This window comes from Comamonas sp. GCA5 (assembly GCF_036541385.1).
Taxonomy (GTDB): Bacteria; Pseudomonadota; Gammaproteobacteria; order Burkholderiales; family Burkholderiaceae_C; genus Comamonas; species Comamonas aquatica.
In genome coordinates, this window is record NZ_JAZHFR010000050.1 from 1 (window position 1) to 26,049 (window position 26,049).

22 protein-coding genes and 2 pseudogenes are annotated in these 26,049 nt (G+C 68.2%); 9 read left to right on the top strand and 15 right to left on the bottom strand.

Features of this window, described 5'->3' with window-relative positions; translation table 11 throughout:
- Positions 1-95 precede the first annotated feature (95 nt).
- Both SJH88_RS12325 and SJH88_RS12330 read left to right on the top strand, forming a co-directional pair.
- Complete coding sequence (locus SJH88_RS12325) at positions 96-1,025, top strand: DMT family transporter (protein ID WP_274754655.1); 930 nt, start codon at positions 96-98, stop codon at positions 1,023-1,025.
- Between the two features lie 15 nt (positions 1,026-1,040).
- Positions 1,041-1,958, top strand: coding sequence for a M48 family metallopeptidase (locus tag SJH88_RS12330; RefSeq protein WP_274754656.1), 918 nt, complete (start codon positions 1,041-1,043; stop codon positions 1,956-1,958).
- A 96-nt stretch (positions 1,959-2,054) separates the two neighbouring features.
- Here the strand turns inward: SJH88_RS12330 and SJH88_RS12335 are convergent, their stop codons facing one another.
- The 5 genes from SJH88_RS12335 to azu all read right to left on the bottom strand — a co-directional run bounded on the left by SJH88_RS12335 (position 2,055) and on the right by azu (position 6,213).
- Complete coding sequence (locus tag SJH88_RS12335; RefSeq protein ID WP_274754657.1) at positions 2,055-3,005, bottom strand: lactate/malate family dehydrogenase; 951 nt, start codon at positions 3,003-3,005, stop codon at positions 2,055-2,057.
- Complete coding sequence (locus SJH88_RS12340) at positions 3,006-4,514, bottom strand: SLC13 family permease (protein ID WP_274754658.1); 1,509 nt, start codon at positions 4,512-4,514, stop codon at positions 3,006-3,008.
- 272 nt (positions 4,515-4,786) lie between these two features.
- Positions 4,787-5,020 (bottom strand): hypothetical protein, encoded by a 234-nt coding sequence (locus tag SJH88_RS12345; protein WP_274754659.1) that lies wholly within the window; start codon positions 5,018-5,020, stop codon positions 4,787-4,789.
- Positions 5,020-5,658, bottom strand: a complete 639-nt coding sequence (locus tag SJH88_RS12350; protein ID WP_274754660.1) for an MBL fold metallo-hydrolase — start codon at positions 5,656-5,658, stop codon at positions 5,020-5,022. The genes SJH88_RS12345 and SJH88_RS12350 overlap by 1 nt, the downstream gene beginning before the upstream one ends.
- A gap of 99 nt (positions 5,659-5,757) precedes the next feature.
- Positions 5,758-6,213: an azurin gene (gene azu / locus SJH88_RS12355; RefSeq protein WP_234687340.1), complete on the bottom strand. Its 456-nt coding sequence runs from the start codon at positions 6,211-6,213 to the stop codon at positions 5,758-5,760.
- A gap of 426 nt (positions 6,214-6,639) precedes the next feature.
- Here azu and SJH88_RS12360 point away from each other — a divergent pair, with 426 nt between their 5' ends.
- Positions 6,640-7,146, top strand: coding sequence for a flavin reductase family protein (locus SJH88_RS12360; RefSeq protein ID WP_274754661.1), 507 nt, complete (start codon positions 6,640-6,642; stop codon positions 7,144-7,146).
- An 81-nt stretch (positions 7,147-7,227) separates the two neighbouring features.
- Here SJH88_RS12360 and minE read toward each other — a convergent pair whose 3' ends face one another.
- The 4 genes from minE to SJH88_RS12380 all read right to left on the bottom strand — a co-directional run bounded on the left by minE (position 7,228) and on the right by SJH88_RS12380 (position 11,357).
- Complete coding sequence (gene minE, locus SJH88_RS12365; RefSeq protein WP_042412016.1) at positions 7,228-7,491, bottom strand: cell division topological specificity factor MinE; 264 nt, start codon at positions 7,489-7,491, stop codon at positions 7,228-7,230.
- Between the two features lie 6 nt (positions 7,492-7,497).
- Positions 7,498-8,310: a septum site-determining protein MinD gene (minD, locus tag SJH88_RS12370; RefSeq protein WP_154164154.1), complete on the bottom strand. Its 813-nt coding sequence runs from the start codon at positions 8,308-8,310 to the stop codon at positions 7,498-7,500.
- A gap of 67 nt (positions 8,311-8,377) precedes the next feature.
- Positions 8,378-9,151 (bottom strand): septum site-determining protein MinC, encoded by a 774-nt coding sequence (minC, locus tag SJH88_RS12375; protein WP_154164131.1) that lies wholly within the window; start codon positions 9,149-9,151, stop codon positions 8,378-8,380.
- 121 nt (positions 9,152-9,272) lie between these two features.
- Complete coding sequence (locus SJH88_RS12380; RefSeq protein WP_274754662.1) at positions 9,273-11,357, bottom strand: acetoacetate--CoA ligase; 2,085 nt, start codon at positions 11,355-11,357, stop codon at positions 9,273-9,275.
- Positions 11,358-11,585: 228 nt separating this feature from the next.
- Between SJH88_RS12380 and ubiM the strand changes: the two genes are divergently transcribed.
- The 3 genes and pseudogenes from ubiM to SJH88_RS12395 all read left to right on the top strand — a co-directional run bounded on the left by ubiM (position 11,586) and on the right by SJH88_RS12395 (position 16,301).
- Positions 11,586-12,872 carry a 5-demethoxyubiquinol-8 5-hydroxylase UbiM gene (gene ubiM / locus SJH88_RS12385; RefSeq protein ID WP_274754663.1) on the top strand — a complete coding sequence of 429 codons (1,287 nt, stop codon included), beginning with the start codon at positions 11,586-11,588 and terminating at the stop codon, positions 12,870-12,872.
- A 243-nt stretch (positions 12,873-13,115) separates the two neighbouring features.
- Positions 13,116-14,408 (top strand): solute carrier family 23 protein, encoded by a 1,293-nt coding sequence (locus SJH88_RS12390; protein WP_042412024.1) that lies wholly within the window; start codon positions 13,116-13,118, stop codon positions 14,406-14,408.
- A 380-nt stretch (positions 14,409-14,788) separates the two neighbouring features.
- Positions 14,789-16,301 (top strand): annotated as a pseudogene (locus tag SJH88_RS12395) (acetyl-CoA hydrolase/transferase family protein).
- 82 nt (positions 16,302-16,383) lie between these two features.
- Here the strand turns inward: SJH88_RS12395 and SJH88_RS12400 are convergent.
- The 4 genes and pseudogenes from SJH88_RS12400 to recQ all read right to left on the bottom strand — a co-directional run bounded on the left by SJH88_RS12400 (position 16,384) and on the right by recQ (position 21,655).
- Positions 16,384-16,536 carry a hypothetical protein gene (locus tag SJH88_RS12400; protein ID WP_274754664.1) on the bottom strand — a complete coding sequence of 51 codons (153 nt, stop codon included), beginning with the start codon at positions 16,534-16,536 and terminating at the stop codon, positions 16,384-16,386.
- Between the two features lie 136 nt (positions 16,537-16,672).
- Positions 16,673-17,872: a threonine ammonia-lyase gene (locus SJH88_RS12405; protein ID WP_274754665.1), complete on the bottom strand. Its 1,200-nt coding sequence runs from the start codon at positions 17,870-17,872 to the stop codon at positions 16,673-16,675.
- Between the two features lie 157 nt (positions 17,873-18,029).
- A pseudogene (locus SJH88_RS12410) lies at positions 18,030-19,699 on the bottom strand (acyl-CoA dehydrogenase family protein).
- Between the two features lie 90 nt (positions 19,700-19,789).
- A complete protein-coding gene (gene recQ, locus SJH88_RS12415; protein ID WP_274754666.1) occupies positions 19,790-21,655 on the bottom strand; it encodes a DNA helicase RecQ in 1,866 nt (621 codons plus the stop codon).
- A gap of 206 nt (positions 21,656-21,861) precedes the next feature.
- Between recQ and SJH88_RS12420 the strand changes: the two genes are divergently transcribed.
- Complete coding sequence (locus SJH88_RS12420; RefSeq protein WP_274754667.1) at positions 21,862-22,419, top strand: acyloxyacyl hydrolase; 558 nt, start codon at positions 21,862-21,864, stop codon at positions 22,417-22,419.
- 98 nt (positions 22,420-22,517) lie between these two features.
- Complete coding sequence (locus SJH88_RS12425) at positions 22,518-22,943, top strand: hotdog fold thioesterase (RefSeq protein ID WP_274754668.1); 426 nt, start codon at positions 22,518-22,520, stop codon at positions 22,941-22,943.
- 70 nt (positions 22,944-23,013) lie between these two features.
- Here SJH88_RS12425 and SJH88_RS12430 read toward each other — a convergent pair whose 3' ends face one another.
- Both SJH88_RS12430 and SJH88_RS12435 read right to left on the bottom strand, forming a co-directional pair.
- Positions 23,014-23,784 carry an aspartate/glutamate racemase family protein gene (locus SJH88_RS12430; protein WP_274754669.1) on the bottom strand — a complete coding sequence of 257 codons (771 nt, stop codon included), beginning with the start codon at positions 23,782-23,784 and terminating at the stop codon, positions 23,014-23,016.
- 2 nt (positions 23,785-23,786) lie between these two features.
- A complete protein-coding gene (locus SJH88_RS12435) occupies positions 23,787-24,668 on the bottom strand; it encodes an amino acid ABC transporter substrate-binding protein (RefSeq protein WP_042412035.1) in 882 nt (293 codons plus the stop codon).
- A 299-nt stretch (positions 24,669-24,967) separates the two neighbouring features.
- On the opposite strand from SJH88_RS12435, the gene SJH88_RS12440 reads away from it, so the two are divergent.
- Positions 24,968-26,049: FAD-dependent oxidoreductase (locus SJH88_RS12440; protein ID WP_274754670.1), on the top strand; the 1,082-nt coding region annotated here is incomplete at its 3' end.

Below are 26,049 nucleotides of genomic sequence, written 5' to 3' on the forward strand. Positions count from 1 at the left end.
CCGGCGCGCGCGCCCTGCGCCGACGCTGAGCCGGCGCGCGCAGAATGCGCGTTGCTCGACATTTGCCGGCGCCGCCGCTGGCAGCATCGCCCCCCATGCAGTCCTCGAATTCTTCCGCCCACGGCATCCTGCTGGTGCTGGGTGCCGCCATGCTCTGGGGCACCACCGGCACCGCCCAGAGCTTCGCCCCGACCGATCTCTCCCCCTACTGGGTGGGCGCTCTGCGCCTGGTGGTGGCCGGCGCCTTCTTCGTCGCCCTGTGCGGGCTGGTGGGGCGCAGCGACCCGGCCCACCGCCCGCTGGACCTGCCGCGCCTGCTGGTCTGCGCGCTGTGCATGGCCACCTACAACCTGACGTTCTTTGCCGGGCTGCAGCGCACCGGCGTGGGTTTTGGCACGGCCGTGGCCCTGGGCTCCAGCCCGATCTGGGCCGGCCTGCTGCAGGCGGTGCTGCTGCGGCGCTGGCCCGTGGGCCTGTGGTGGCTGGGCACGACCATCGGCGTGGTCGGCGGCTTTGTCATGGGGCTGGGCAAGCCCGGGGACTGGCAGGTCTCCTGGCTGGGCATCGGCCTGTGCCTGCTGGCCGGCCTGACCTATGGTGCCTACGCCGTGCTGAGCCAGACCCTGGTGCGCCAGGCCGGCGTGGCACGCGTCAATGCCTGGGTCTTTGGCAGCGCCGCCCTGCTGTCCCTGCCGCTGGCGGCGGTGCTGGGCGGCGAGCCCCAGCTCAGCCCCCGTGGGCTGGGCGTGGTGCTGTACCTGGGCCTGGTGGCCACCGGCGTCGCCTACCTGCTGTTCTCCAGCGGCCTGCGCACCGTGTCGGCTGCGACCAGCGTGGCGCTGAGCAAGTTCGAGCCCATCACCGCCTTCGTGCTGTCCATCCTGATCGTGGGCGAGGCGCCCACCTGGCTGGCCGTGGCCGGCCTGGCCCTGGTGCTGTGCGGCCTGTGGCTGGTGGTGCACAGCGAAATGCGCCAAGACGACACGACTGAGGGCGCGGACGCTTCTATACTTGGGGCGGATTAAGGATGGACACCCCCTATGCACCCTGCACTGCCCCCCCACACCCCTTCTGATGACCACCCCACCGGCTGCTGGTGCGGCCAGGATGGCGCCTGCGCCCCGGCCGGCACACCGCGCAGCCTGTGGCAGGCACGCCGGGCCTTTCTGCTGCTGGGCGGCGCGGCCACGGCCAGTGCGGCACTGCCAGCCTGGGCCCAGGTGGATGTGGGGGCATCCTCGCGCCTGCGCCACCTGGTGCCGGCCGAAGAGCTGGAGCAGGCGGCCGAGCAGGAATACGCCAAGCTGCTGCAGGAGGCCCGCAGCCAGGGCAAGCTGGTGCCCACCGGCGATGCCCAGACCCAGCGCCTGCAACGCATTGCCCAGGCCCTGATCCCGCACACCGCCGCGTGGAACGAGCGCGCCCGGCAGTGGCAATGGTCGGTGGCCCTGATCCGCAGCAACGACATCAACGCCTTCTGCATGCCGGGCGGCAAGATCGCCTTCTTCACCGGCATCATCGACAAGCTGCGCCTGAGCGACGACGAGATCGCCATGGTCATGGGCCACGAGATGGCCCACGCCCTGCGCGAGCACTCGCGCGAACAGCTGGCCAAGAACACCGCCACCAGCCTGGGCATTTCGCTGGGGGCCCAGCTGCTGGGCCTGGGCGATGTGGGCAACTACGCGGCCCGCCTGGGCGGCCAGCTGCTGAGCCTGCGCTTCAGCCGCAACGATGAAAGCGATGCCGACCTGGTCGGCCTGGAGATCGCCGCGCGCGCGGGCTACAACCCGAACGCTGCCGTCAGCCTGTGGGAAAAAATGGGCAATGCCACGGGCAGCAACGCCAATGGCCTGGCCTTCCTGTCCACCCACCCCAGCGGGCCCGAGCGCATCCGCGAACTGCAGCGCAACGTGCCGCGGGTCACCGGCCTGTACGAGGCCGCGCGCCGCCGCTGAATGCGACGCCCCCTTCATCCAGATCCAGAACAAAAGGCCCGCAGATGCGGGCCTTTTCGTGGGGGATGTCTGCGGGCGCGGCCGCAGGGGCGGCGCTCAGCGCTGCAGGGACTGCAGCCCGTCGGCAATCGTGCCGGCCAGCAGCGCTGCGCTGGCGCGCAGGGCCTCGGTCTCCTGCGCATTCAAACCGGGCAGGAACGGGGTCGAGGCCCCGCGCGCGCCGATCAGGTGGGGCAGGGACACGCAGGTGTCGCGCACGCCCAGCAACTCGGGCATACAGGTGGACACAGCGAACACCGACTGCTCGTCGGCGACGATGGCCTTCACCAGCCGCGCAATGCAGCCACCGATGCCGAAGTTGGACACGCCCTTGCCAGCCTTGATGCGGTAGGCCGAGGTGCGCACGTCCTCGGCCATCCGCGCCTGCATGGCGGCGTCGATGGGCCGGCCCAGCTGGGCTGCAAACTCCGTCACCGGCATGCCCGCCACCTGGGCGTGGCTCCAGTGGAGCACGGACGAATCCCCGTGCTCGCCCAGCACATAGGCGTGGACGGACTGCGAGGCCACGCCCAGGTAGTCGGCCAGCCGGTCGCGAAAGCGGATGGAGTCCAGTGAGCAGCCGGTGCCAATCGCGCGGCCCGGCGGCAGGCCGTAGCGGTGCACGGCGATGGCGGGCATCACGTCCACCGGGTTGGTGGCGAACAGCAGCACGGCGTCGGGCGCCACCTTCAGCACCTGGTCGATGATGGTGTCCGTCATCTTCAGGTTCTGCTGCAGCAGCTCCAGCCGCGTCTGGCCGGGCTTGAGGCTGGCGCCGGCGGTGATGACCACCACCGAGGCACCGGCCAGGTCGGCGTAGTCGCCTTCGCTGACGCGGGCGGCCGTGCCAAAGGCGGCAGCGTGGCTGATGTCGGCCGCCTCACCGGCGGCGCGGGCCTCGTTCTGGTCGACCAGCACGATCTGGCTGATGCCCGGCGTGGCCGACAGCAGGTAGCCGGCGGCCGCGCCGACCTGGCCGGCGCCGATGATGCCAATGCGTGCCCCCATTTACAGCACCCCCATGGCGGGCCACAGGGTGGCGGACAGCAGCAGGATCAGGCCCAGGCCGGCCAGCGTGACCACGATGCCGACCTTGGCGAACTGCGCGGTGTTGAAGGCATTGGTGCCGTAGCACAGCATGTTCTGCGGCGCGTTGGTGGGCAGGATGAAGCCGAAGGAGACCACGAAGCTCTGGATCATGACGATGCCAAAGGCGGTTTCGGGGCTCACGGGCAGGGTCTGCGTGAAGGCGATCATGATGGGGATCAGCGTGCTGGCCAGGCCGGTGGCCGAGGCAAAGCCCAGGTGCAGCACGATGCTGAACACCGACAGCGCGGCAATCACGCCCACCACGGGCAGGGCCGACAGGCCCATCTGGCCCAGCGTCTGCTGCGCCAGCCAGCCGGCGGCGCCGGTCTTGGACAGCAGGTTGCCCAGCGAGATGGAGGCGGCGAACAGCACGATCGTGCCCCAGGGCACCAGCTTTTCGGCCTGCGACCAGTGCATCACCCCGATCTTGGGCATCAGCAGCAGGGCAATGCCGATCTGGGTGGTGGTGGTGGTGTCAAACGGGTGCAGCATGCCTTCGGTGGACCACATCACCAGCAGCAGTGCCGCCACGGCCATCAGGCGCTTTTCGGAACCGCTGACCGGACCCAGCTCGGCCAGTTGCTGACGCAGCTTGGCGGTCATGTCCTCGCCAGCGGGCACCTGGGGGCGCAGGATCCACATGGCGGCAAAGAACAGCACCACGCACATGCCGATGGTGAACGGCAGGGCCGTGATGAACCACTGGCCCCAGGTGATGTTGTGGCCAAAGGCCTGCTGCATGAAGTTCAGGCTGATGATGTTCTGCGCCGCACCGGTCTTGATCGCCATGTTGAAGATGGAGCAGGCACTGGCGGTGACGATCATCAGCGTGGCGCCCAGCGAGCTGTTCACGGCCAGACCCAGGGCGGCGGTGATGCCTATCATGATCGGAATCACGGCGCCCACGCGGGCCGTGGCCGAGGGGATGAACAGCGCCAGCACAAAGCCAACGATCATCGCGCCCAGCACCAGGCGGGCTGGCGAGACGCCGATCTTGCTCATGACGATCAGCGCAATCCGCTTGTCCAGGCCCGTGTGCTTGAGCGCCACGGCCAGGAACAGCGCGGCTGCCACCAGCAGCACGGCGGTGGACGAGAAGCCGCTGAGCATGGTGGTCAGCGCGGCCGAGGAATTCATCACCTTGCCACCTTCGGTCAGCGAGGTGCCCATCAGCCCCAGCACGGCGGCGCCGGTCAGGATCACCGCGCTGTTGGCGGGCGAGACGCATTCGCTGATCCACAGCACCACGACCAGCACCAGCAGACCCAGGGCCGCCTGGCCCGAGGCGCTGAGGCCGGCCGGCTGCGGCAGGGCCAGCACGATGCCGTACAGCACCAGGGCCAGCAGCAGGAAGGCGAGTTTTTTGTTGGAATCGGGTTCCGGTCTGGAGGTGATGGGACCGGTTTCGGGTGCGGGCGTAGACGCCATAGGAACTCCTCGCAAGCAATGCAACGTTACGTGATGCAAGCATGCTAGTTCTTGCGGGGAGATTTAGGTATTAACCCGTATGCGTTCTGCGCGAGATTTGATCCGCGTCAAGAGTTACACGAACACGGCACGCGTGCCACCGCCGCCCGTGGCACCGCCGACCGGCACGGGCGCAGCCGCGCTGGCGAGCGCGAGAGAACATCAGAAAAGTGAGCTGCCTACGCAAGCAGTATGAGCATCAGCGCTGATTTTCATGCCAACTCCGGCACACTCTAGTAGCTGCGCAGCACGGCGCGCAACAGCCACCCAGCCCCCGCCAGTAGCAGGCGCAACCCGCAAAACACGGCGCCCAGCACCGCCGCGTGGCGCAGGGACTGCGGCCAGTCCATCGCCCACGGCTGCCCCTGCCACGCGGCCCAGCCGGCCGCCAGGGCGGGCACGACCAGCAGGCCAAGCACCGCGGCCAGGGCCAGCAACCACACGCAATGGCGTGCCGTGGCGGCCATCAGGTGTTGCCGACGTAGGGATTGGTTTTGCGTTCGCGCCCGAAGCTGCTTTCCGGGCCGTGGCCGGGGATGAACACGGTCTGGTCGCCCATGGGCCACAGGCGCTGGACGATGGAGTCGATCAGCTGCTGGTGGTTGCCCTGGGGAAAGTCGGTGCGGCCGATGCTGCCGGCAAACAGCACGTCGCCGACGAAGCAGCGCTTGGCCTGCGGGGCGTGGAAGACCACGTGGCCCGGCGTGTGGCCGGGGCAGTGGCGCACCTGCAGCACCTCCTGGCCGATGGCCACGGTGTCGCCGTCGTGCAGCCAGCGCGTGGGCTCGAACGGTTCGGCCGGGGGGAAGCCGAACATGGCGCCCTGCTGGGGCAGGCCGGCGATCCAGAAGCGGTCGCCCTCGTGCGGGCCGATGATGTCCAGCTGGCGCTTGCGCGCCAACTCGGCCACGGCGCCGGCATGGTCGATGTGGGCGTGCGTCAGCCAGATGGCCTTGAGCTGCAGGCCCAGGCGCTCCAGCTCCCACTCGATGATGTCGATGTCGCCGCCGGGGTCGATCACGGCCGCCTCCAGCGTCTGGTCGCACCAGACCAGGGAGCAGTTTTGCTGGAAGGCGGTGACAGGAATCGTGTGGTACTGGAACATGGCGGTCTCTGCAAAGTGGCTGCTGCGATTGTGCCCAAGCCCGGGCCGGAAAAAAGCCGGGCGCCGGACTGCAGGCCCACCTTCTGTGAGGAGCGCCGCTCAGCTGCCCAGCTTGAGCACGCCGCGCATGATGAAGGAGTGGCCCGGGAAGGAGCAGAAGTAGGTGTACTCGGTGCCGGCCTTGAGCTTGGCGACGTCCAGGTTCACCGAGGTGGTCTCGCCGCCGCCAATCATCTTGGTGAACGCCAGCACGCGCGCATCGCCGGGCTTGACGTACTCGTTGGCTGCACCGGCCTTCAGGCCATCGGCGGCCGCGGCGTTGGTGTCGGCCGTGGTGGCCAGCACGATGTTGTGGCCCATGGTGGACTTGGACATCTTGCCGGTGTGCTTCAAGGTCATGGTGAAGCTGGTGCAGGACTTGGGCACTTCCACGCTCTTGATGTTGAACTGCATCTGGTCATTGCCTTCGATGGTGACGGAGCAGTCGGCCGCCAGGACCGGGGTGGCAAGGCTTCCAAGGGCCAGCAGGGCAACAGTCGTGCAGATTTTTTTCACGCAAACATCCTTTGCATCAAGGGGGAGGAAAGATGGCGCAACGCCGGCGGCGCTGCTTCTGTCGGCATTCTGAAAGCAATCCCGGACAAAATCCGCCTTGTTCGGCGTACGTGCCACAACGCGGGGGCGGTTTGCTGCGCCTCCTTTGACCCCTATCAAACCGCGGGGCGTCACCCAGCCCCTGGCTGCTGCATTTACAGAAGCTGATGGCGCTTTCTCCATCAACGTTTCAGGCATTTGGATATCTGAAAACCTTATTTATCAACCGCAGGCAGCTATCAAAAAATACAGCCCCTGTGCCGCAGGCGACGCCCGCCCGCGCTGCGGGCGGCCAGGCCGGCTAGCATCGGCACGCACATTAGCCCCACCCACACAGCGCTCTATCAGAGTTTGCATAATCTCCCACCTACTTAGATCAACGCTGTCGTGAATACCCCCTCTCTTGCGGCACCGCCCGACGCGGCCGCTTTCACCGAACGAGATTTCCGCAACGCCCTGGGCCAGTTCGCCACGGGCGTGACGGTGGTGACGACGGCGGATGACCAGGGCCGGCCCGTGGGCATGACGGTGAGTTCCTTCAACTCGGTGTCGTTGCAACCCGCCCTGGTGCTGTGGAGCCTGGGCTGCCACGCCGGCAGCTACCCGGTGTTTGCGCAGTGCTCGCACTACGCCATCCACGTGCTGGCCGCGCACGACAAGCCGCTGGCCCTGCAGTTCGCGCAGCGCGGGGTGGACCGCTTTGCCGGCATCGCCTGGCAGCCCAACGCCCAGGGCGTGCCCGTGCTGGAGGGGGCGCTGGCCACCTTCGAATGCCGCGCGCGCAGCCAGTACCGCGAAGGCGACCACTTGATCCTGGTCGGCGAGGTGCTGGCCTGCCGCCACGCGGCCCACGCCACGCCGCTGCTGTACCACCGCGGCCGCATGCAGGACTGAGCGGCCCTTCACCATCTCCATCAAAAAACCGCAGACCCGGTCCCGGGTACTGCGGTTTTTTGTTGGGCTGGAAGCGGCGGATCAGCGCACGGCTTCGGGCAGCTCGATCTTCACTTCCAGCACTTCCAGGTTGTCCTGGCGCTCCAGCTGGACCTTGATGTCCTCGGGGTTGATGGAGACGTACTTGGACACCACGGCCATCAGCTCGCGCTGCAGCGCGGGCAGGTAGTCGGGCTGCCCGCTGCCACCGCCCACGCGTTCGCGGGCCAGGATGATCTGCAGGCGTTCCTTGGCGACGGAGGCAGACTTTTTCTTCTCCCCCAGCAACATAGAAATGATGGACATGGCTGCTTACCTCCCGCCAAAGATGCGCTTGAAAAATCCGGGCTTTTGCGCATCGGTGAAGCGCATGGGACGCTCCTCGCCCAGAAAACGCGCCACCACGTCCTTGTAGGCTTCCGACACGTCCGAGCCGTCCATGTGCACGGCGGGTACGCCCTGGTTGGAAGCCTGCAGCACGGTCTCCGATTCCGGAATCACGCCGATCAGCGGGATGCGCAAGATGTCTTCAATGTCCTGGATGGACAGCATCTGCCCATCTTCGACACGGTTGGGGTTGTAGCGCGTGATCAGCAGGTGCTCCTTCACGCCCTCGCCGCTGACCGCCTTTTCGGTCTTGGAGCTGAGCATGCCCAGGATGCGGTCCGAGTCGCGCACCGAGGAGACCTCGGGGTTGGTCACCACCAGCGCCTCGTCGGCGTAGTGCATGGCCATCAGCGCGCCGCTTTCGATGCCGGCGGGCGAGTCGCAGATGATGAACTCGAAGCCCATGCCCGCCAGATCGTCCAGCACCTTCTTCACGCCGTCCTGCGTCAGCGCTTCCTTGTCGCGGGTCTGCGACGCGGCCAGCACGAACAGGTTGTCGCACTGCTTGTCCTTGATCAGGGCCTGGTTCAGGTTGGCCTCGCCATGGATCACGTTGATCAGGTCATAGACCACGCGGCGCTCGCAGCCCATGATCAGGTCGAGGTTGCGCAGGCCGACGTCAAAGTCGATCACCGCCGTCTTGTGCCCGGACAGGGCCAAGCCGGACGCAAAGCTTGCACTCGTGGTGGTCTTGCCTACGCCACCTTTACCAGAGGTCACTACGACGATTTTGGCCATGTTCAAAGGGTTCCTTCGCGAAGAATCTTGTTCGGATAGACGTTCAACGGGCGTCCTGGGATGGTGCTCATGCTAAACGCATTGGCTCAATCACCAGCTTTTCACCCTCTAATCGGGCTTGGGCCGGCTTGCCGGCGATGTCCTGGGGCAGGTCGGTCTCCAGCGCCCGGTAGTTGCCGGCGATCGACAGCAGCTGAGGCTCCATGCAGGTGCTGAAGATGCGGGCCTCGGTGTTGCCGCGCGCGCCCGCCACGGCCCGCCCCCGCAAGGGCGCATAGACGTGGACGTTGCCGTCGGCGATGACTTCCGCGCCGTAGCTGACCACGGCCATGACCACCAGGTCGGTGCCGCGCGCATAGACCTGCTGGCCCGAGCGCAGCGGCTTGTCCACGATCAGCGCGTTCGGCGCGGGCGCCGGCACTTCGCGCACCACCTCGACCTCCACCGGCACCTCGCGGATGACTTCCACCTCGCGCACCTCCACCGCCGTGGGCTTGGCACGCGCCGGCTGGGCATCCGGGGCCGGCATCAGGCCTGCCGCATGGGCCGCCGCCATCTGCGCGGGCGAGCCGCCACAGACCGCCACCGGCAGGGTGCGGTGGCGCTTGAGCGCCTTGATCAGCTTGGGAAAGTCGATGTCCTCGGTGCTGTCGCGCACATGCTGCAGATCGATCAGCACCGGGTCGTTGTCAAAGAAATCGGGGTCGTCCGCCAGGCGCTGCGCCAGGTCCCGGGTCAGGACGGCCACTTCGGTGTCCCGCAGCGCCACGGCCATCACGGGCAACTGGGCACTTTTGAGGTCAAAGCTGGAACGGGCGGTGCCCTGCGAGTCAACGGCCATGATGGGGAGTGCGGTTAGGGGAAGGGGCGCGAACTCAAAACGCGCCAAGTGTACCCCGCCAGCCTGTGCCCAGACCGTGGCCCCGGGGGCACGGCCAGGCCGCAGTGGGGCGGCCGGCGTCTCAGACGGCGGCGCTGGCGGGCGCTTGCTTGCGCTGCGCGTAGCGCACAAACCAGTCCAGGCTGCCCGGATTGGCCATGGTGTCGGGGTTCACCACCTTGGCCAGGGGCTGGCCCAGCAGCAGCTTCTTGATCGGCAACTCCTGCTTCTTGCCGGTCAGGGTGCGCGGGATCTCGGCCACCTGCAGGATCTCGTCGGGCACGAAGCGCGGCGACAGCGCCTGGCGGATGGCCGCGGCGATCCGGGCCTGCAGGGCGTCGTCCAGCACCAGGCCAGCGCGCAGCACCACGAACATGGGCATGAAGCTCTCGCGCCCCAGGTACTCCAGGTCCACCACCAGGCTGTCCAGCACCTCGGGGAGGGCCTCGACGGCGCTGTAGATCTCGCTGGTGCCCATGCGCAGGCCGTGGCGGTTGATGGTGGCATCGCTGCGGCCATAGATGGTGCAGCCGCCGTGTGGCGAGACCTTGAGCCAGTCGCCGTGCCGCCAGACGCCGCCCATCGTGGCCGGGCCATCGCCGCCGCCGGGCTGGCGGCCGTGGCCGGCGGGGTACATGTCGAAGTAGCTGCCCAGGTAGCGCTGGTTGCCGCTGTCCCCCCAGAAGTACAGCGGCATGGACGGAATCGGCTGGGTACAGACCAGCTCGCCCACGGCGTCGGTCACGGGCTCACCGGCCTCGTTCCAGGCCTCCACCGCCGCGCCCAGCATGCGGCACTGCATCTCGCCCGTGTACTGCGGCAGCTCGCGGTTGCCGCCGATGAAGGCGCCGCAAAAGTCGGTGCCGCCGGACAGGTTGTTCCACCAGATGTCCGGTGTGCCCAGGCGCGCGAACTGCTGCGTGCCCCAGGCCTGCACATCGGGCGCCAGGGGCGAGCCGGTGCTGCCCAGGCCGGTGATGCGCGACAGGTCTCCGCACTGTGCCAGGTCCAGGCCAGACTTCATGCAGTTGGCATAGAAGGCCGCACCCGCACCAAAGCTGGTGACGCGGTGGCGCGCCGCAAAGCGCCACAGCACGCCCCAGTCCGGCTGGTCCTTGCTACCGCCGGGGCTGCCGTCGAAGATCACGCAGGTGGTGCCGCCCAGCAGGCCGGCGACCTGGGAGTTCCACATCACCCAGCCGGTGGAGCTGTACCAGTGGAAGCGCTCGCCCCAGCTCTCGGGGTCGTAGCTGCAGCCCACATCGTTGTGCAGGGCCTTCATGGCCAGGGCCACCAGCATGATGCCGCCGTGCCCGTGGACGATGGGCTTGGGCAGGCCGGTGGTGCCGCTGGAGTAGACGATCCACAGCGGGTGGTCGAACGGCAGCCACCGCGGAGCAAACGCCTGCACCGCGGCATCGTCGCGCGCCAGCACCGCGTCCCAGCTGCTGCTGTCGGCCACCGGCTGGGCGGCGTGCGGCGTGCGCAGCACCAGCAGGTGCTGCACGCTGGGCAGCTGGGCGCGCAGCTCGCTGGCGATCTGGCCCCGGTCCAGGGACTTGCCGGCGTAGTGCACGCCGTCCACGGCGATCAGCACCTTGGGGGCGATCTGCTTGAAGCGGTCCAGCACGGCCGCCGTGCCCATGTCGGGGGCGCACACGCTCCACACGCCACCCACGCTGGCCACGGCCAGGAAGGCCACGATGGCCTGCGGGATGTTCGGCAGGTAGGCGGCCACGCGGTCGCCGGGCTGCACGCCCTGGGCCTGCAGGTGCAGCGCCAGCGCGGCCACCTGGCGGCGCAGCTCGGGCCAGGACAGCTCGGTCACCTGGCCCTGTTCGTTGTCGGCCACCACGGCCGGCATGCCGGCCGCGTGCGCGGCCTCCACATGGCGCAGCACCTGCTGGGCATAGTTCACCTGCGCGCCGGGAAACCATTGCGCCCCGGGCATCACGTTGCGCCCCAGGGCCGCGCTGTGCGGCGTGGGCGACTGCACCGCGAAGTAGTCCCACACGCTCTGCCAGAAGGCGTCCAGGTCCGTGACCGACCAGCGCCACAGCGCGTCATAGCTGTCGAAGTGCAGGCCGCGGTGCTGGGCCAGCCAGTGCTGGTAGCGGCGGATCTGGGGCGTGCGCGGCACGGCGGCGGAGGGCGTCGATGTAAGCATGCGGTCAGCGTAGCGAGCGCCCCCCGGTCCCGCCATGCCAGCAGCCCGGATTGACAAACGGCCAGCGACGACCGTTGGTCAGGCCGCCGCAGAAGCCGCACCCACCCCATGCTATTGACGCAGTACAAGCCCGGGCCGCCCCAAACCGACGCACAATGGACGCTGCCCTTTGCCGGGGCACGCCCCAGACCGGGTCACAATTGGCCCACTTTCACCGTGATAGCACCCATGTCCATGCACACCGATGTCCTCATCGTCGGCGCAGGCCCTGCCGGCCTGTCGCTCGCCATCTCCCTGGCCCACGCAGGCTTGCAGGCCACGGTGCTGGAACTGCAGGGCGAATCCCAGCTGGCCCAGCCCGCTCCCGACGGTCGCGAGATCGCCCTGACCCACCCCAGCGTGCAGACCCTGCAGCGCCTGGGCACCTGGGCGCGGCTGGCCGACCACGAGATCGGCAGCATCCGCGAGGCCATCGTGCACGACGGCCCGGTGGGCCAGCGCTCCACCCTGGACATCGTGGCCCCCGGCAGCGGCGCCGACTACCTGGGCCGCATCGTGCCCAACCACGCGCTGCGCCGCACCGCCTGGGAAGTCGCCAGCAGCACCGAAGGCGTGCGCATCATCACCGGCGCGCGCGTGACCCAGGTGCGCACCACGCCCACGCACGCCGAGGTGCACTACACCACCGAGGACCAGGGCGTGCGCGTCGACGCCGAGCCGCTGCAGGCCCCGCTGGTCGTGGCCGCGGACAGCCGCTATTCGGCCGTGCGCCGCATGCTGGGCGTGGGCGCGCAAATGACCGATTTCGGCCGCAGCGTCATCGTCTGCCGCCTGAGCCACACCCAGCCGCACGAGGACAAGGCGCACGAGTGCTTCGGCTACGACCGCACCCTGGCCATCCTGCCCGTGCAGCCCGATCCCGCCACCGGCGAGCTGCTGTGCTCGGCCGTGGTGACCACCGATTCCGCCGATGCGCAGCAGCTGATGCAGCTGTCGCCCCAGGAGTTCGCCGCCCACGTGCAGCACCACTTCCAAAGCCGCCTGGGCGACATGCAGCTGGTGGGCGAGCGCCACATCTACCCGCTGGTGGCCACCTATGCCCACCGCTTCAGCGGCGACCGCTGGGCCCTGCTGGGCGATGCCGCCGTCGGCATGCACCCGGTGACGGCGCACGGCTTCAACCTGGGCCTGTCCGGCGTGGAACGCCTGACGGCCGCCATCGTCTCCGCACGCGGCGCGGGCCAGGACTGGGGCCAGGCCGGCGTGCTGGCCAGCTATGCCCAGGGCCACCACCGCCATGCCTGGCCCATCTTCCAGGGCACGAACACGGTGGTGAAGCTGTTCACCGATGCGCGCCCCATGCCGCGCCTGGTGCGCCAGGCGGTGATCCAGGCCTCGCGTCGCATCCCGCCGATCAAGGCGGCCATCGTGGCCCAGCTCACCGGGCGCAGCCCCTGGACCCTGCTGGCCGATCAGCTGCGGCGGCCACCGTTTTTTCCGCGCAACAGCCGCTGACCGACTGCCACTCAAAACATGAGTGGCTTGCGCTAATGCTGAGCGGGTTTCGTGCCAAAAACACCTTGAAACCCAGCCAAAACAAGCGCCAACAGCTCCTAAAAAAATGCCTTGCGCCGAGCGCCCTGGCACGCCGTCTGCTTGACACCGGCAGACAGGCGCGCAGGGCTGCCTGGCGCGGGCATGTCGTGCGTGCAGGAAAGCCTCTAACATCGCGCCAGCAATTTTTACGGAGCAATACAAATGGGAATGTTTTCCTGGACTGAAAAGTCCCCCGCCGTGCTGCAAAACGGCGGCGTGATCGGCCCCGACGAGCGTCTGCCCTGGGCGCAGACCGGTCTGATGGGCATCCAGCACGTGATCGCCATGTTTGGCTCGACGGTGCTGGCCCCCATCCTGATGGGCTTTGACCCCAACGTCGCGGTGCTGATGAGCGGCATCGGCACGCTGATCTTCTTCCTCATCACCGGCGGCCGCGTGCCCAGCTACCTGGGCTCGTCCTTCGCCTTCATCGGCGTGGTCATCGCCGCCACGGCCTATGCGGGCCAAGGCGCCAACGCCAACATCGGCCTGGCCCTGGGCGGCATCATCGCCTGCGGCCTGGTCTACACCCTGGTGGGCGTGATCGTGCACCTGGTGGGCACGGGCTGGATCGAGCGCTTCATGCCCCCGGTGGTGACCGGCGCCGTGGTGGCCGTGATCGGCCTGAACCTGGCGGCCATCCCCGTCAAGAACATGGCGGCCAACAACTTCGAAGCCTGGATGCAGGCCGTGACCTTCGTGTCCGTGGCCCTGGTGGCCGTGTTCACCAAGGGCATGCTGCAGCGCCTGCTGATCCTCATCGGCCTGATCATCGCCAGCATCGTCTACGCCGTGCTGACCAACGGCCTGGGCCTGGGCAAGCCCGTGGACCTGGCCGGTGTGGCCAACGCCGCCTGGTTCGGCCTGCCCACCTTCCATGCCCCGGTGTTCAGTGCCAACGCCATGCTGCTGATCGTGCCCGTGGTGATCATCCTGGTGGCCGAGAACCTGGGCCACATCAAGGCCGTGACCGCCATGACCGGCAAGAACCTGGACCAGTACATGGGCCGGGCCTTCATCGGTGACGGCGTCGCCACCATGGTCTCCGGCGCGGCCGGCGGCACCGGCGTGACCACCTATGCCGAGAACATCGGCGTGATGGCCGCTACGCGCATCTACTCCACCGCCGTGTTCCTGCTGGCCGCCGTGCTGGCCGTGCTGCTGGGCTTCTCGCCCAAGTTCGGCGCGCTGATCCAGGCCATCCCCCTGCCCGTGATGGGCGGTGTGTCCATCGTGGTGTTCGGCCTGATCGCGATTGCCGGCGCCAAGATCTGGGTCGACAACAAGGTGGACTTCTCCGACACCAAGAACCTGATCGTCGCCGCCATCACCCTGATCCTGGGCACGGGCGAATTCACGCTGAAGTTCGGCGAGTTCGCACTGGGCGGCATCGGGACCGCCACCTTCGGCGCCATCCTGCTGTACGCCCTGCTGGACCGCGCCCGCAAGTCCTGAGGCCGGGGCGGCCCGCCCGCCCTGCATCCCCTGCACCGGTCTGCCCCTGGCAGACCGGTTTTTTTATGCCGATGCTGCACCGCAGCAACCGATAGGTGTTTACCCTAATCTTCATTGTGCGTGCGCACACTCTCCTGGAAACTCAATGAAAACAATGCTCTGATCACAGTTGCGGCAAAGCGGGCAACGCTGCAACCAAGGGTTAACACTGATACCATCGACGCCGGAGATTCGGGCCCACGGAGATGTACGCAGGCCAAGAAGCCGGACACCCCCGCAGGCGATCCGGCCCGGACGCACGGCGCCCCCTGCACACCTCTGTCGCCCTCGAAAAGCCGCCTGCCCAGGCGGCTTGTTTTTGCAAAGTTGGAGAAACCTCGATGAGCCTGGCAGAGCGCGTGCGCTACCCCCAATTCCACAACCGCATCATGACGGCCGAGCGCCGCGGCCCTGATTCCGCACGGCGTGAACGTCGGCATGAGCGGCTTCACCGGGGCGGGCTACCCCAAGGCCCTGCCCCAGGCGATTGCGGCCCGCGCCAAGGCCGAGCATGCCGCCGGCAAGCCCTACAAGATCAACGTCTGGACCGGTGCGTCCACCGCCAGCGAATGCGACGGCGTGATGGCCGAAGCCCACGCCCTGGGCCAGCGCCTGCCCTTCAACACCGATCCGACCGCGCGCAAGGCCATCAACAGCGGCGAGATCGACTTCATCGACATGCACCTGTCCCACGTGGCGCAGCATGCCTGGTTCGGTTTCCTGGGCCACATGCACGTGGCCGTGGTGGAAGTGCTGGGCGTGACCGCCGACGGCCTGCTGATCCCGTCGACCGCCGTGGGCAACAACAAGACCTGGCTGGAGATCGCCGACCAGGTGATCCTGGAGGTCAACACCAAGCCACCGGCCAAGATGGAAGGCATGCACGACATCTACTACGGCACCGCCATCCCGCCGCGCCGCATGCCCATCAACATGACGCATGCCGACCAGCGCATCGGTGACCAGTACCTCAAGGTCGACCCCAACAAGGTCATCGCCGTGGTGGAAACCAACAAGGGCGACCGCGACAACGTGTTTGCCGCGCCCGACGCCAACTCCAACACGATTGCCGCCTCCATCATCGACTTCCTCGCGCACGAGATGCAGATGGGCCGCCTGCCCAAGGAGATGCTGCCCATCCAGTCGGGCGTGGGCAATGTGGCCAATGCCGTGCTGGCCGGCCTGCTGACCGGCCCGTTCGAGAACCTGCTGGGCTTCACCGAAGTGCTGCAGGACGGCATGCTGGACCTGCTGCGCGCGGGCAAGATGAGCAAGGCCTCGGCCACGTCCATCTCGCTGTCTGCGGCAGCCTACAAGGACTTCGAGGACCACATCGACTTCTACCGCGAGCGCATCATCCTGCGCCCGCAGGAAATCTCCAACCACCCCGAGCTGGTGCGCCGCCTGGGCATCATCGCCATGAACTCGATGATCGAGGCCGACATCTACGGCAACATCAACTCCACCCACGTCATGGGCACGGGCATGATGAACGGCATCGGCGGCTCGGGCGACTTCGCGCGCAACGGCTACCTGTCCTTCTTCGTCACGCCCTCGGTGGCCAAGGACGGCAAGATCAGCTGCATCGTGCCGATGTGCTCGCACGTGGACCACACCGAGCACGACACGCAGATCATCGTCACCGAACAAGGCCTGGCCGACCTGCGCGGCCTGTCGCCCAAGCAGCGTGCGCGCGTGATCATCGACAAGTGCGCGCACCCGGATTACCGCGACCAGCTCAACGACTACTTTGACCGCGCCCGCGCCCAGGGGGCACAGCACACGCCGCACCTGCTGACCGAGGCGCTGAGCTGGCACCAGCGCTTCATGGACACCGGCGACATGCGCGTCTGAGCCACGCCGCGCCCACAAAAAACCAGCTGCACGGCAGCTGGTTTTTTTTAGGGATGTGCCCCGCTGAAAAGCGCTTTTCAGCCTAGGCCATGGTGACCGCAATGAAGGCCAGCAGGAACATCATGGCCGCGCCCACCAGGGGCAGGACCACGGGAATCACGGGCACCACCGCTTCGACCGCTTCGACCGCATCTTCGGGCGGCTGGGGCGTGGCGGGATCATGGGACTCGTGCATGGGCGCAACCTCCTCACTGCAAAGCGTTGAACAAGGGCCGGTGCCATCCAGGCGACCGGCACCGGTCCATTCTAGGCAGCCGGCACAGCGCGCGCGCACTGGCTAACCCTGAGGCCGCGCCGTGCTGAAAAAGTCTTTACAGCCGCACAGCCTCCATGCCGGCCGCGCGCAGCGCCTGCAGCACCTGCTCCACATGCGCCTGGTTGCGCGTCTGCAGCACCAGGTCGATGTCCACGTTCTGCGCCGCCAGCAGGGTGAAGGCGCGCTGGTGGTGCACCTCCTCGATGTTGGCGCCGGCCTCGGCCACGGTGGCGGTGATCTGCGCCAGCACGCCGGGCACATCGCGCGCGCTGACGCGGATGCGCGCCAGCCGCCCCGAGCGGGCCATGCCCCGCTCGATGATGGCCGCCAGCAGCAGCGGGTCGATGTTGCCACCCGACAGGATCAGGCCGATCTTGCGGCCCTTGAACTGCGCGCCATAGCGCAGCAGGGCCGCCAGGCCGGCGGCGCCCGCGCCTTCGACCAGGGTCTTCTCGATCTCCAGCAGCATCAGCACGGCCTGCTCGATGTCGCCCTCGTCCACCAACAGCAACTCGTCGACCAGCTCGCGCACCACCTCGCGCGTGATGGCGCCGGCCGTCGCCACGGCAATGCCTTCGGCGATGGTGGAACTGCCAATGGGCAAGTTCTGGCCTTGCACGGCATTGACCATGGACGGGAAGCGCTGCGTTTGCACCCCGACCACGCGGATGTCGGGCTTGAGCGCCTTGGCCGCCGTGGCCACCCCGGCGATCAGGCCGCCGCCGCCCACGGACACCACCAGGGTGTCCAGATCGGGCTGCTCGGCCAGCATCTCCAGCGCCAGCGTACCCTGGCCGGCGGCCACGCCTTCGTCGTCGAAGGGGTGCACAAAGGTCAGGTTCTGCGCATCGGCCAGCGCATAGGCGTGCTGGCGCGCGGCCTCCAGCGTGTCGCCGTGCAGCACCACCTCGGCGCCAAAGCCGCGCGTGCGCTCCACCTTCACGCCGGGCGTGAAGCGCGGCATGACGATCACCGCCCGCACCCCCATGCGCTGGGCGTGGTAGGCCAGGCCCTGGGCGTGGTTGCCCGCGCTCATGGCGATCACGCCGCGCGCCTTTTCCTCGGCGGTCAGCAGCTGCAGGCGGTTGCAGGCGCCACGCTCCTTGAACGAGGCCGTGAACTGCAGGTTCTCGAACTTCAGGAACACCTGGGCACCGACGATGTGCGAAAGCGTTTGCGACTCCACGCAGGGCGTGCGCAGGATGTGGTCGCGCAGGCGGGTGGATGCGGCTTGGATATCGGAATAGGTCAGCATGGTCTGCACATTCTGGCGCAAGCCCCGGCGGCATGGCGGCGCGGGGTGGGCAAAAAACTTTTCAGATTCAGGAGCATTTGGCGCGCGCATGGCCTGCACTTCAGGCATGAAACTGCTTGAAAGGCAGACTGCACGCGCGCCAGCTGCTGCATTCTTTTCAGTACGGCAGCGCGCGCTGCAGAATGGCGGCACTGTCCAGCCCCTGGACCGGGCTGGCGCCCAGCACCCCGCCGCTGGCGCAAGGACCGCAGCGCGTGGCGATGAAGGCATCGGCCACCGCCGCCGGGGCATGGCGGCGCAGCAGGCAGGCCTGTGCCACCAGCACCAGTTGCTGCACCCAGTGGCGCGCCTGGGCCTCCATCGCGTCGGGCGCCTGGCGCAGGCCCGCTGCAGCCCCTGCGCCAGCGCATGCACGGCCGCGTGCAGCGGGGCATCGCCGGCCGCCTGCTGCTGCAGGTCGTGCAGCAGCAGCGCGGCGGCCTCCGGCTCGCGCGCCAGGGCGCGCAGCACGTCCAGGCACATGATGTTGCCCGCGCCCTCCCAGATCGAATTCACCGGCGCTTCGCGCAGCAGGCGCGGCATGACGCTGGTCTCCACATAGCCGTTGCCGCCCAGCACCTCCATGGCCTCGGCCACGCAGGGGATGGCCCGCTTGCAGACCCAGAACTTGGCCGCCGGCGTCAGGATGCGCTTCCACGCGCGCTCCAGCGGCTGGGCGTCATGCTCAAACGCCTGGGCCAGGCGCATGCCCAGCGTCATCGCGGCCTCGCTCTCCAGCGCCAGATCGACCAGCACGCTGCGCATCAGCCCGTGCGTGGCCAGGGACTGGCCAAACGCCTGGCGCTGGCGTGCATAGGCCAGGGCCTGCACGGTGGCCGTGCGCAGCATGGCGGCACTGCCCAGCACACAGTTCAGCCGCGTCTGGGACGCCATCTCGAGGATGGTGGGAATGCCGCGCCCGACTTCGCCGATCAGCAGGCCCCAGGCATCCTGGAATTCCACCTCGCTGCTGGCATTGCTGCGGTTGCCCAGCTTGTCCTTGAGCTGCAGGATGCGGATGGCGTTGCGCGTGCCGTCGGGCCGCCAGCGCGGCACCCAGAAGCAGCCGATGCCGTCGTCCGGCGCCACGCGCGCCACCACCAGGTGGGCATCGCTGGTCGGTGCCGAGAAGAACCACTTGTGCCCGCGCAGCCGGTAGGCCCCACCACGCCCGCCGGTGCCCAGGGGCGTGGCCGTGGTGGTGTTGGCGCGCACGTCCGAACCGCCCTGCTTTTCCGTCATGCCCATGCCCACCCACAGCGCCGTCTTCTCGGTCAGCGGCACATCGCGCGGGTCGTGGCTGCGGCTGAACAGCCCGGCCTGCACCTGGGCCCACAGCGCCGGTTCCCGGCGCAGCAGCGGGATGGCGGCCGTGGTCATGGTGGCCGGGCACAGCGTGCCCTGCTCCACCTGGCCGTGCAGGTAAAAGCCCGCGGCCCAGGCACTGAAGCGGCCGGGCTGCGCGGTGTCGAACGGCAGGCCGACCAGGCCCTGCTGCCGGTACAGCGCCAGCAGCCCATGCCAGGCCGGGTGGAAGTCCACGCGCTCGTCCAGCCGACCGCGCGCATCGAAGCGCTGCAACTGCGGGCCGTGGCGATTGGCCTGCTCCGCCAGCGCCCAGGTGGCCGGCTGGCCCAGGGTCTGGGCATAGGCATCCAGCTGGGGCCACCAGGCCTGCGCCCCGGCGCGGCGCAGGGCGTCCTGCAGCGCCGGGTCGGACTGCAGCAGGTGGTAGTCGCGCAATTCATCCACCTGGTTGTGGATGTCGTGGGTGTCCCAAAGGTGCATGGCCGCTCCCGCGCTGTGGAGCGACCAGTCTAGAAGCTGCAAGGCCGGCGCAGCACCGGGTGAACACCAGCCCCGGGCCGGCGGCGCCCTTCAGCGGCTGGCGCCCACCACGCGAAGGACTTCCTGGCCGTAGGCTTCGAGCTTTTTCGCCCCGATGCCGCTGATGCCCTGCAGGGCTTCCAGCGTCTGCGGGTTGCGCTCGGCAATGCCGGCCAGCGTGGCGTCGTTGAAGATGACGTAGGCCGGCAGGTCGTGGGACTTGGCTACTTCCGAGCGCCAGGCCTTGAGGTTGATGAAGCGCGCCTGCGCATCAGGCCCCAGGTGCATGGCCGCCGCGCTGGTGGTGGCCCCGCGCTTGCCGCTGCGCGTGCGCGTGGCGGCCACGGATTCGCGCAGCAGCACCTGCACATCGCCGCGCAGCACGGCGCGCGACTGCGGCGTCAGCGTCAGCGTGTCGAAGACATGGCCGCTGTTCTCGCTGGTCACCTTGTGCAGGCCCAGGGCGCCGGTGGCCAGCAGTTGGCGCATCACGCCGCGCAGCTGCTGCTCGGAATAGTCCTTGCCGATGCCGAAGGTGGAAATCTTGTCGTGCAGGAACTGCGTGACCTTGTCCGTCACCTTGCCGCGCAGCACGTCCATGATGTGGCCGGCGCCAAAGGTCAGCTGGCTCATCTCGTGCACGCGGAAGATGGTGGACAGCAGCTTGCGCGCGGCGTCCGTGCCGTCCCAGATGGCGGGCGGGTGCAGGCAGTTGTCGCAGTTGCCGCAGGGCTCGGACGCTTCCCCAAAGTACTGCAGCAGGCGCACGCGGCGGCAGTCCGTGGCCTCGGCCAGCGTCAGCAGGGCATCGAGCTTGCCGCGCAGCACGGCCTTGAAGGCCTCTTCGGCCCCGCCCTCGTCGATCATGCGGCGCTGGTTGACCACGTCCGAGATGCCATACGCCATCCAGGCCTGGGCCGGCAGCCCGTCGCGCCCGGCGCGGCCGGTTTCCTGGTAGTAGCCCTCGATGTTCTTGGGCATGTCGACGTGGGCCACAAAGCGCACATCGGGCTTGTCGATGCCCATGCCGAAGGCGATGGTCGCCACCATGACGATGCCCTCTTCGCGCAGGAAGCGGTTCTGGTGCAGCTGGCGCATCTCGGACGGCAGGCCCGCGTGGTAAGGCAGCGACTGGATGCCGTTGTCCTGCAGGGTCTGCGCCAGCTCTTCCACGCGGCGGCGCGACTGGCAGTAGACGACGCCGGCCTCGCCCTCGTGCTCGTGCTTGATGAAGCGCATCAGCTGGTGCGTGACGTCCTTCTTCTCGACGATGGTGTAGCGGATGTTGGGCCGGTCGAAACTGCTGACGAACTGGCGCGCGCCTTCCAGGTGCAGGCGCTCGACGATGTCGGCCCGCGTCAGCGCATCGGCCGTGGCCGTCAGCGCGATGCGCGGCACGCCGGCATAGCGTTCGTGCAGCACCGACAGGGCGCGGTATTCGGGCCGGAAATCGTGGCCCCACTGGCTCACGCAATGCGCTTCGTCGATGGCGAACAGGCCCAGCTGGCCCTGGGCGTACAGGTCGTCCAGCAGGCCCAGAAAGCGCGGCGTGACCAGGCGTTCGGGGGCCACGTACAGCAGGTTCAGCTTGCCGCACTGCAGCTGCCACTCGACCTCCTGGGCCTGGGCGTAGTCCAGCGAGGAATTCAGGTAGGCGGCCTCAACCCCGGCTTCGTGCAGTGCACCGACCTGGTCGTGCATCAACGCGATCAGCGGCGAGACCACGATGGCCACACCGTGGCCCTGCTGCTGGCGCACGATGGCCGGGATCTGGTAGCACAGGCTCTTGCCGCCGCCCGTGGGCATCAGCACCAGGGCATCGCCCCCATCCGTCACATGTTCCACGATGGCCTGCTGCGGCCCGCGAAAGGCGGCATAGCCAAAGATATCGTGCAAGACAGTGTGAACGGCGGACACTAGACAACCCCAACAGGCGGTGAAACAAAACGGCGGCCAGGCAGGGGCCGACCGCGTATTGTGCGCTGCACGACGCCCCGGCGGCGGCGCGCCTGGCTTTGACCTTCATCCACCCGCCGTGCGCTTTGGGGTCTTGACTGACAGCCTGGTGATGGGACTGTTCCGAACAATGGAGCATCGGGATTGCACCCTTTGCGGAGGTCTGTATGACACACATTCGACACTGGCTGGCCCTGGCATGCCTGGCGGGCGGCCTCCCCGTGCTGGCACAAACTGCCCCCAGCCCCCCATCCCCCACGATGTACCTGCAGGCAGGCGCTGGCGAGGACAGCAGCCAGGCCCTGGTGCTGGGCGTCACGCTGCCGTGGAAATCCTGGTCCTGGCCGCTTGGCGGGGGGCTGGTCCGCGGTCACTGGGACCTGTATGCCGGCGCCTGGTCCGGGCGGGATCTGGCCCAGGACCGTTTCCACACGGCCGTCATCGGCGCCGGGCCGAGCCTGCGCTGGCGCGGGCAGCAAGGAGCGTCGCCATGGTTCCTTGAGGTGGGCACCGGCCTCATGGTGTCCCACAAACACTTCTACGCCAGCGATGAGCGCATGGCCACGCGCTGGAACTTTGCCTCCCACCTCGGGCTGGGCATGAACTGGGGCCCGCGCCAGGAGCACGAACTCTCGCTGCGCCTGCAGCACGCCTCCAACGCCGGCGCCAAGGAACCCAACCCGGGGGTCAATTTCCTGCTGCTCCGCTACGCCCACGCGTTCTGAGCGCGGCCGGCCCACGGCGCCGCGCTGTCACCCAGCCAACAGCGCCGCCTTTCGCAACGCCGCATGATGCGGCGTTGTCTATTTGCAAGGATGTGAACATGGCCCTCTGGCTCAAACCCGCGATTCCGGAAGAGATCAACGCCCGCAGTGCCGACACCGCCGTGGCCCACCTGGGCATCGAGATCACCGAGGTCGGCGACGACTACCTGGTCGGCCGCGTGCCGGTGGACCACCGCACCAAGCAGCCGTTCGGGCTGCTGCACGGCGGCGTCAGCGTGGTACTGGCCGAAACCCTGGGCTCCATCGCCGCCTTCCATGCCAGCCCCGAGGGCCACCTGGCCGTGGGCCTGGACATCAACGCCAACCACCTGCGCGCCGTGCGCAGCGGCTGGGTGACCGGCACGGCGCGGCCCGTGCACATCGGCAGGACCACCCAGGTCTGGCAGATCGACATGGTGGACGAGCGCGGCCAGATGAACTGCGTCTCGCGCATCACCATGGCCATCCTGCCGCCCAAGGACTAAGGCCGGACCCGATCCTGCGGGCCCCTGCGCCCGTGCGGACCGAGGCCCCACCCGCAGCGATGCTCCGTGCTCAATGCACGCCCGCCGTCTCGGGGGCGTAGGCGCGCTGCACCAGGGCCTGGGCCAGCACCCAGGCGGGATCGACCAGCGCCCGCCCCTGCGCCTGCGGGGCCTGCGGCAAAGCCAGCGGAATTTCCGTGCAGCCCATGATGACCGGCACGTCCCCGTGCCGCTGCAGCATCTGCCCCAGCACCGCACCCAAACGCTGCTCGGCCAGGGCCATGTGGCCGCTCTTCACGCCCTGGTAGATGCCCTCCATGAGCTGGGCCACGCCCTGGGCATCGGGTACCAGGGGCTGAACCCCACAGGCACGCAGGGCCAAGTCGTACAGCCCCGTCTGGTAAGTGCCCGCAGTGGCCAGCACGATGGCCTGGCGCGCCCCCAGGGCCTGCACATGGCGCGCGGTCTCCTGCGCAATGTGCAGGATGTGCAGCTGCGGAAACAGCGCCTGCAGCTGGGCATGCCAGACATGGGCCGTATTGCAGGCCATGGCGATGCTGGACACGCCCAGGGCCGCCAGCCGCCCCACCCCCTGCTGCATGTGCAGGGCCGGCCCCGTCGGCGCCTGCGGATCGCCCAGCAGCGCCTGCGAGCGGTCCGGGATCGGCATCTGCACCAGCCAGTGCTCCGGAAAGGCCTGGTCGCGGACCTCCTGGCCCTGCGCCCGCAGATGGCTGCTGCAGGCCTGCACGAAGAGGCGCACGAAGTCGGCGCCTGCCGCCGGCCCCATGCCCCCCAGAATCCCCACCGCGCGCGGTGGGCTCCATCCCCCGGCGGCCATGGTCAGAACGCAGCCTTGTCGCTCAAGTCGCTCAGGTTCTGCTTGAGCTGCGTCGACATCGGCAGGCCCAGCGCGGCATTCACCGGCGGGATGGGCTGCATGAACCACTTGTCGTACAGCTGCGTGAACTGGCCGGACTTCATCAGATTGCTGATCACACCATCCACCAGCGCCTTGAACTTGGGGTCGTCCTTGCGCACCATGCAGGCATAGGGCTCCACCTGCAGGGCCTGGCCCACCACCTCGTAGTCGGCGGGGCTGCGCGAGTTGGAGATCAGGCCGAACAGCAGGATGTCATCCATGCCGAAGGCCGCAGCGCGGTCGTTCTGCACCAGCAGGAAAGCGTCGGCGTGGTCCTTGGGCGTGACCATCTCCAGCTCCCACTTGTGCTCGGCATTCGCCTTGCGCAGCACCTGCAGGTTGGTGGTGCCGGCGGTGACGGCCACGGTCTTGCCCTTGAGGTCGGCATAGTCCTTGATGCCAGCGCTCTTCTTCACCAGCAGGCGGGTGCCGGTGTAGAAATGGTTGATCGCGAAATCCACGTCCTTGGCGCGCGTGGTGTTGTTGGTGGTGGAGCCACACTCCAGGTCGACCGTGCCGTTCATCAGCAGGGGAATGCGGTTCTGCGAGGTCACCGCCTGCCAGTTCACCTTCAGGTCGCTCTTGCCCGTGGCTTTCTTGACGGCCTCGACCACGGCGTTGCTGATGTCCACCGCCATGCCCACCGGTTTGCCCTTGTCCAGGTAGCTGAACGGCACGGAGGATTCCCGGTAGGCCATGGTGATCTGGCCGCTTTGTGCCACCTTGGCCAGGGTGTCGGCGTGTGCGCCGGCAACAGCGGCCAGACCCAGGCTGGCGCAGAGCAATGTGGAGCGAAGTTTCATGCTGTTCCTCTCAAGTGGCGGAAGTGGCTGCGAATGTGCAGGGCCAGTGTAGGAACGCACTGCCGCCTTGTGCGATGCCAATCGACGGTGCACCCATGCCGGATATTTATGCTTTCCTCAGGGTTTCCCCAAGACAGGGCGAACTGTGTGTCGCGGCGGTGCAGACCGCCCGTTTGCGGGCATCCGGTCACTGCAGGCACGCCGCACACCCATAACCTGGGCGCATACCCCAGAAACAAAACGCCATGGCCGCACTCCCGCCCCCGCCCCTACAGTCGGGACCACAGGGAGAACAAGACATGCATGTGTGTATCGTGGGTGCGGGCATTGTGGGTTTGACGACGGCGTACGCCCTGCAGCAGGCGGGCTACCAGGTCACGGTGCTGGAGCGTGCGGCGCAGCCGGCCATGGGCGCCAGCGGCGGCAATGGCGCGCAGTTGAGCTATTCGTACGTGCAGCCCCTGGCCGACCCGGGCATCTGGGCTAGCCTGCCCAAGCTGCTGCTGGACCCGGATTCACCGCTGCGCTTTCGCCTGCAGGCCGACCCGCGGCAGTGGGCCTGGGGCCTGCAGTTCCTGGGCGCCTGCAACCGCCACACCTCGGCCGCCAGCACCCAGGCCTTGCTGCAGCTGGCCACTGAAAGCCGCCTCGCCTTCGAGGCGCTGCAGGCGCGCGAACAGCTGGACTGCGACCACGCCACGCCAGGCAAGCTGGTGCTCTACCCGACCCAGGCCAGCCTGGATGCCGCGGCGCGCCAGGTGGCGCTGCAGGCCCGCCTGGGCGGGGCCGCGCACGCACCTCGGTCAGCGCCTGCCGAGGCCGCGCGCATCGAGCCCGCCCTGCACCACTACGCCGCGCACATCGCCGGGGCGGTGCACACGCCCAGCGAGAGCGTGGTCGATGCGCGCGCGCTGTGCGAGCAGCTGGCCCGCGTGCTGCAGGCGCGCGGCGCGCAGCTGCGCTGGAACACCGAGGTGCTGTCACTGGCGCGTACGCACGACCGCATCACCGCCGTGCACACCGCGCAGGGGCCGCTGCAGGCCGACCACGTGGTGCTGGCCAGCGGCTGGGAAAGCGCCGAGCAGGCGCGCCGCGTGGGCGTTCGTATCCCGGTCTATCCGCTCAAAGGCTACAGCATCACGCTGGATGCCTCGGCCCAACCCGAGGCCGCGCCCCGCGTCAGCGTGACCGACACGTGCCGCAAGGTGGTGTTTGCACGCCTGGGTGATCGCCTGCGCGTGGCCGGCATGGTGGAGATCGTGGGGGCCGACACCGCCGTGCACCCGGCCCGCATCCGCAGCCTGCAGCAGTCCACGCAGGCCGTGCTGCCGCAGCTGCGCCACGGCGACGCGGTGCAGCCCTGGACCGGCATGCGCCGGCC

Coding starts and splice junctions, on each gene's coding strand:
- SJH88_RS12325 (WP_274754655.1), top strand. CDS start 96: ATGCAGTCCTCGAATTCTTCCGCCCACGGCATCCTGCTGGTGCTGGGT.
- SJH88_RS12330 (WP_274754656.1), top strand. CDS start 1,041: ATGCACCCTGCACTGCCCCCCCACACCCCTTCTGATGACCACCCCACC.
- SJH88_RS12335 (WP_274754657.1), bottom strand. CDS start 3,005: ATGGGGGCACGCATTGGCATCATCGGCGCCGGCCAGGTCGGCGCGGCC.
- SJH88_RS12340 (WP_274754658.1), bottom strand. CDS start 4,514: ATGGCGTCTACGCCCGCACCCGAAACCGGTCCCATCACCTCCAGACCG.
- SJH88_RS12345 (WP_274754659.1), bottom strand. CDS start 5,020: ATGGCCGCCACGGCACGCCATTGCGTGTGGTTGCTGGCCCTGGCCGCG.
- SJH88_RS12350 (WP_274754660.1), bottom strand. CDS start 5,658: ATGTTCCAGTACCACACGATTCCTGTCACCGCCTTCCAGCAAAACTGC.
- minE (WP_042412016.1), bottom strand. CDS start 7,491: ATGTCCATCATTTCTATGTTGCTGGGGGAGAAGAAAAAGTCTGCCTCC.
- minD (WP_154164154.1), bottom strand. CDS start 8,310: ATGGCCAAAATCGTCGTAGTGACCTCTGGTAAAGGTGGCGTAGGCAAG.
- minC (WP_154164131.1), bottom strand. CDS start 9,151: ATGGCCGTTGACTCGCAGGGCACCGCCCGTTCCAGCTTTGACCTCAAA.
- SJH88_RS12380 (WP_274754662.1), bottom strand. CDS start 11,357: ATGCTTACATCGACGCCCTCCGCCGCCGTGCCGCGCACGCCCCAGATC.
- ubiM (WP_274754663.1), top strand. CDS start 11,586: ATGTCCATGCACACCGATGTCCTCATCGTCGGCGCAGGCCCTGCCGGC.
- SJH88_RS12390 (WP_042412024.1), top strand. CDS start 13,116: ATGGGAATGTTTTCCTGGACTGAAAAGTCCCCCGCCGTGCTGCAAAAC.
- SJH88_RS12400 (WP_274754664.1), bottom strand. CDS start 16,536: ATGCACGAGTCCCATGATCCCGCCACGCCCCAGCCGCCCGAAGATGCG.
- SJH88_RS12405 (WP_274754665.1), bottom strand. CDS start 17,872: ATGCTGACCTATTCCGATATCCAAGCCGCATCCACCCGCCTGCGCGAC.
- SJH88_RS12420 (WP_274754667.1), top strand. CDS start 21,862: ATGACACACATTCGACACTGGCTGGCCCTGGCATGCCTGGCGGGCGGC.
- SJH88_RS12425 (WP_274754668.1), top strand. CDS start 22,518: ATGGCCCTCTGGCTCAAACCCGCGATTCCGGAAGAGATCAACGCCCGC.
- SJH88_RS12430 (WP_274754669.1), bottom strand. CDS start 23,784: ATGGCCGCCGGGGGATGGAGCCCACCGCGCGCGGTGGGGATTCTGGGG.
- SJH88_RS12435 (WP_042412035.1), bottom strand. CDS start 24,668: ATGAAACTTCGCTCCACATTGCTCTGCGCCAGCCTGGGTCTGGCCGCT.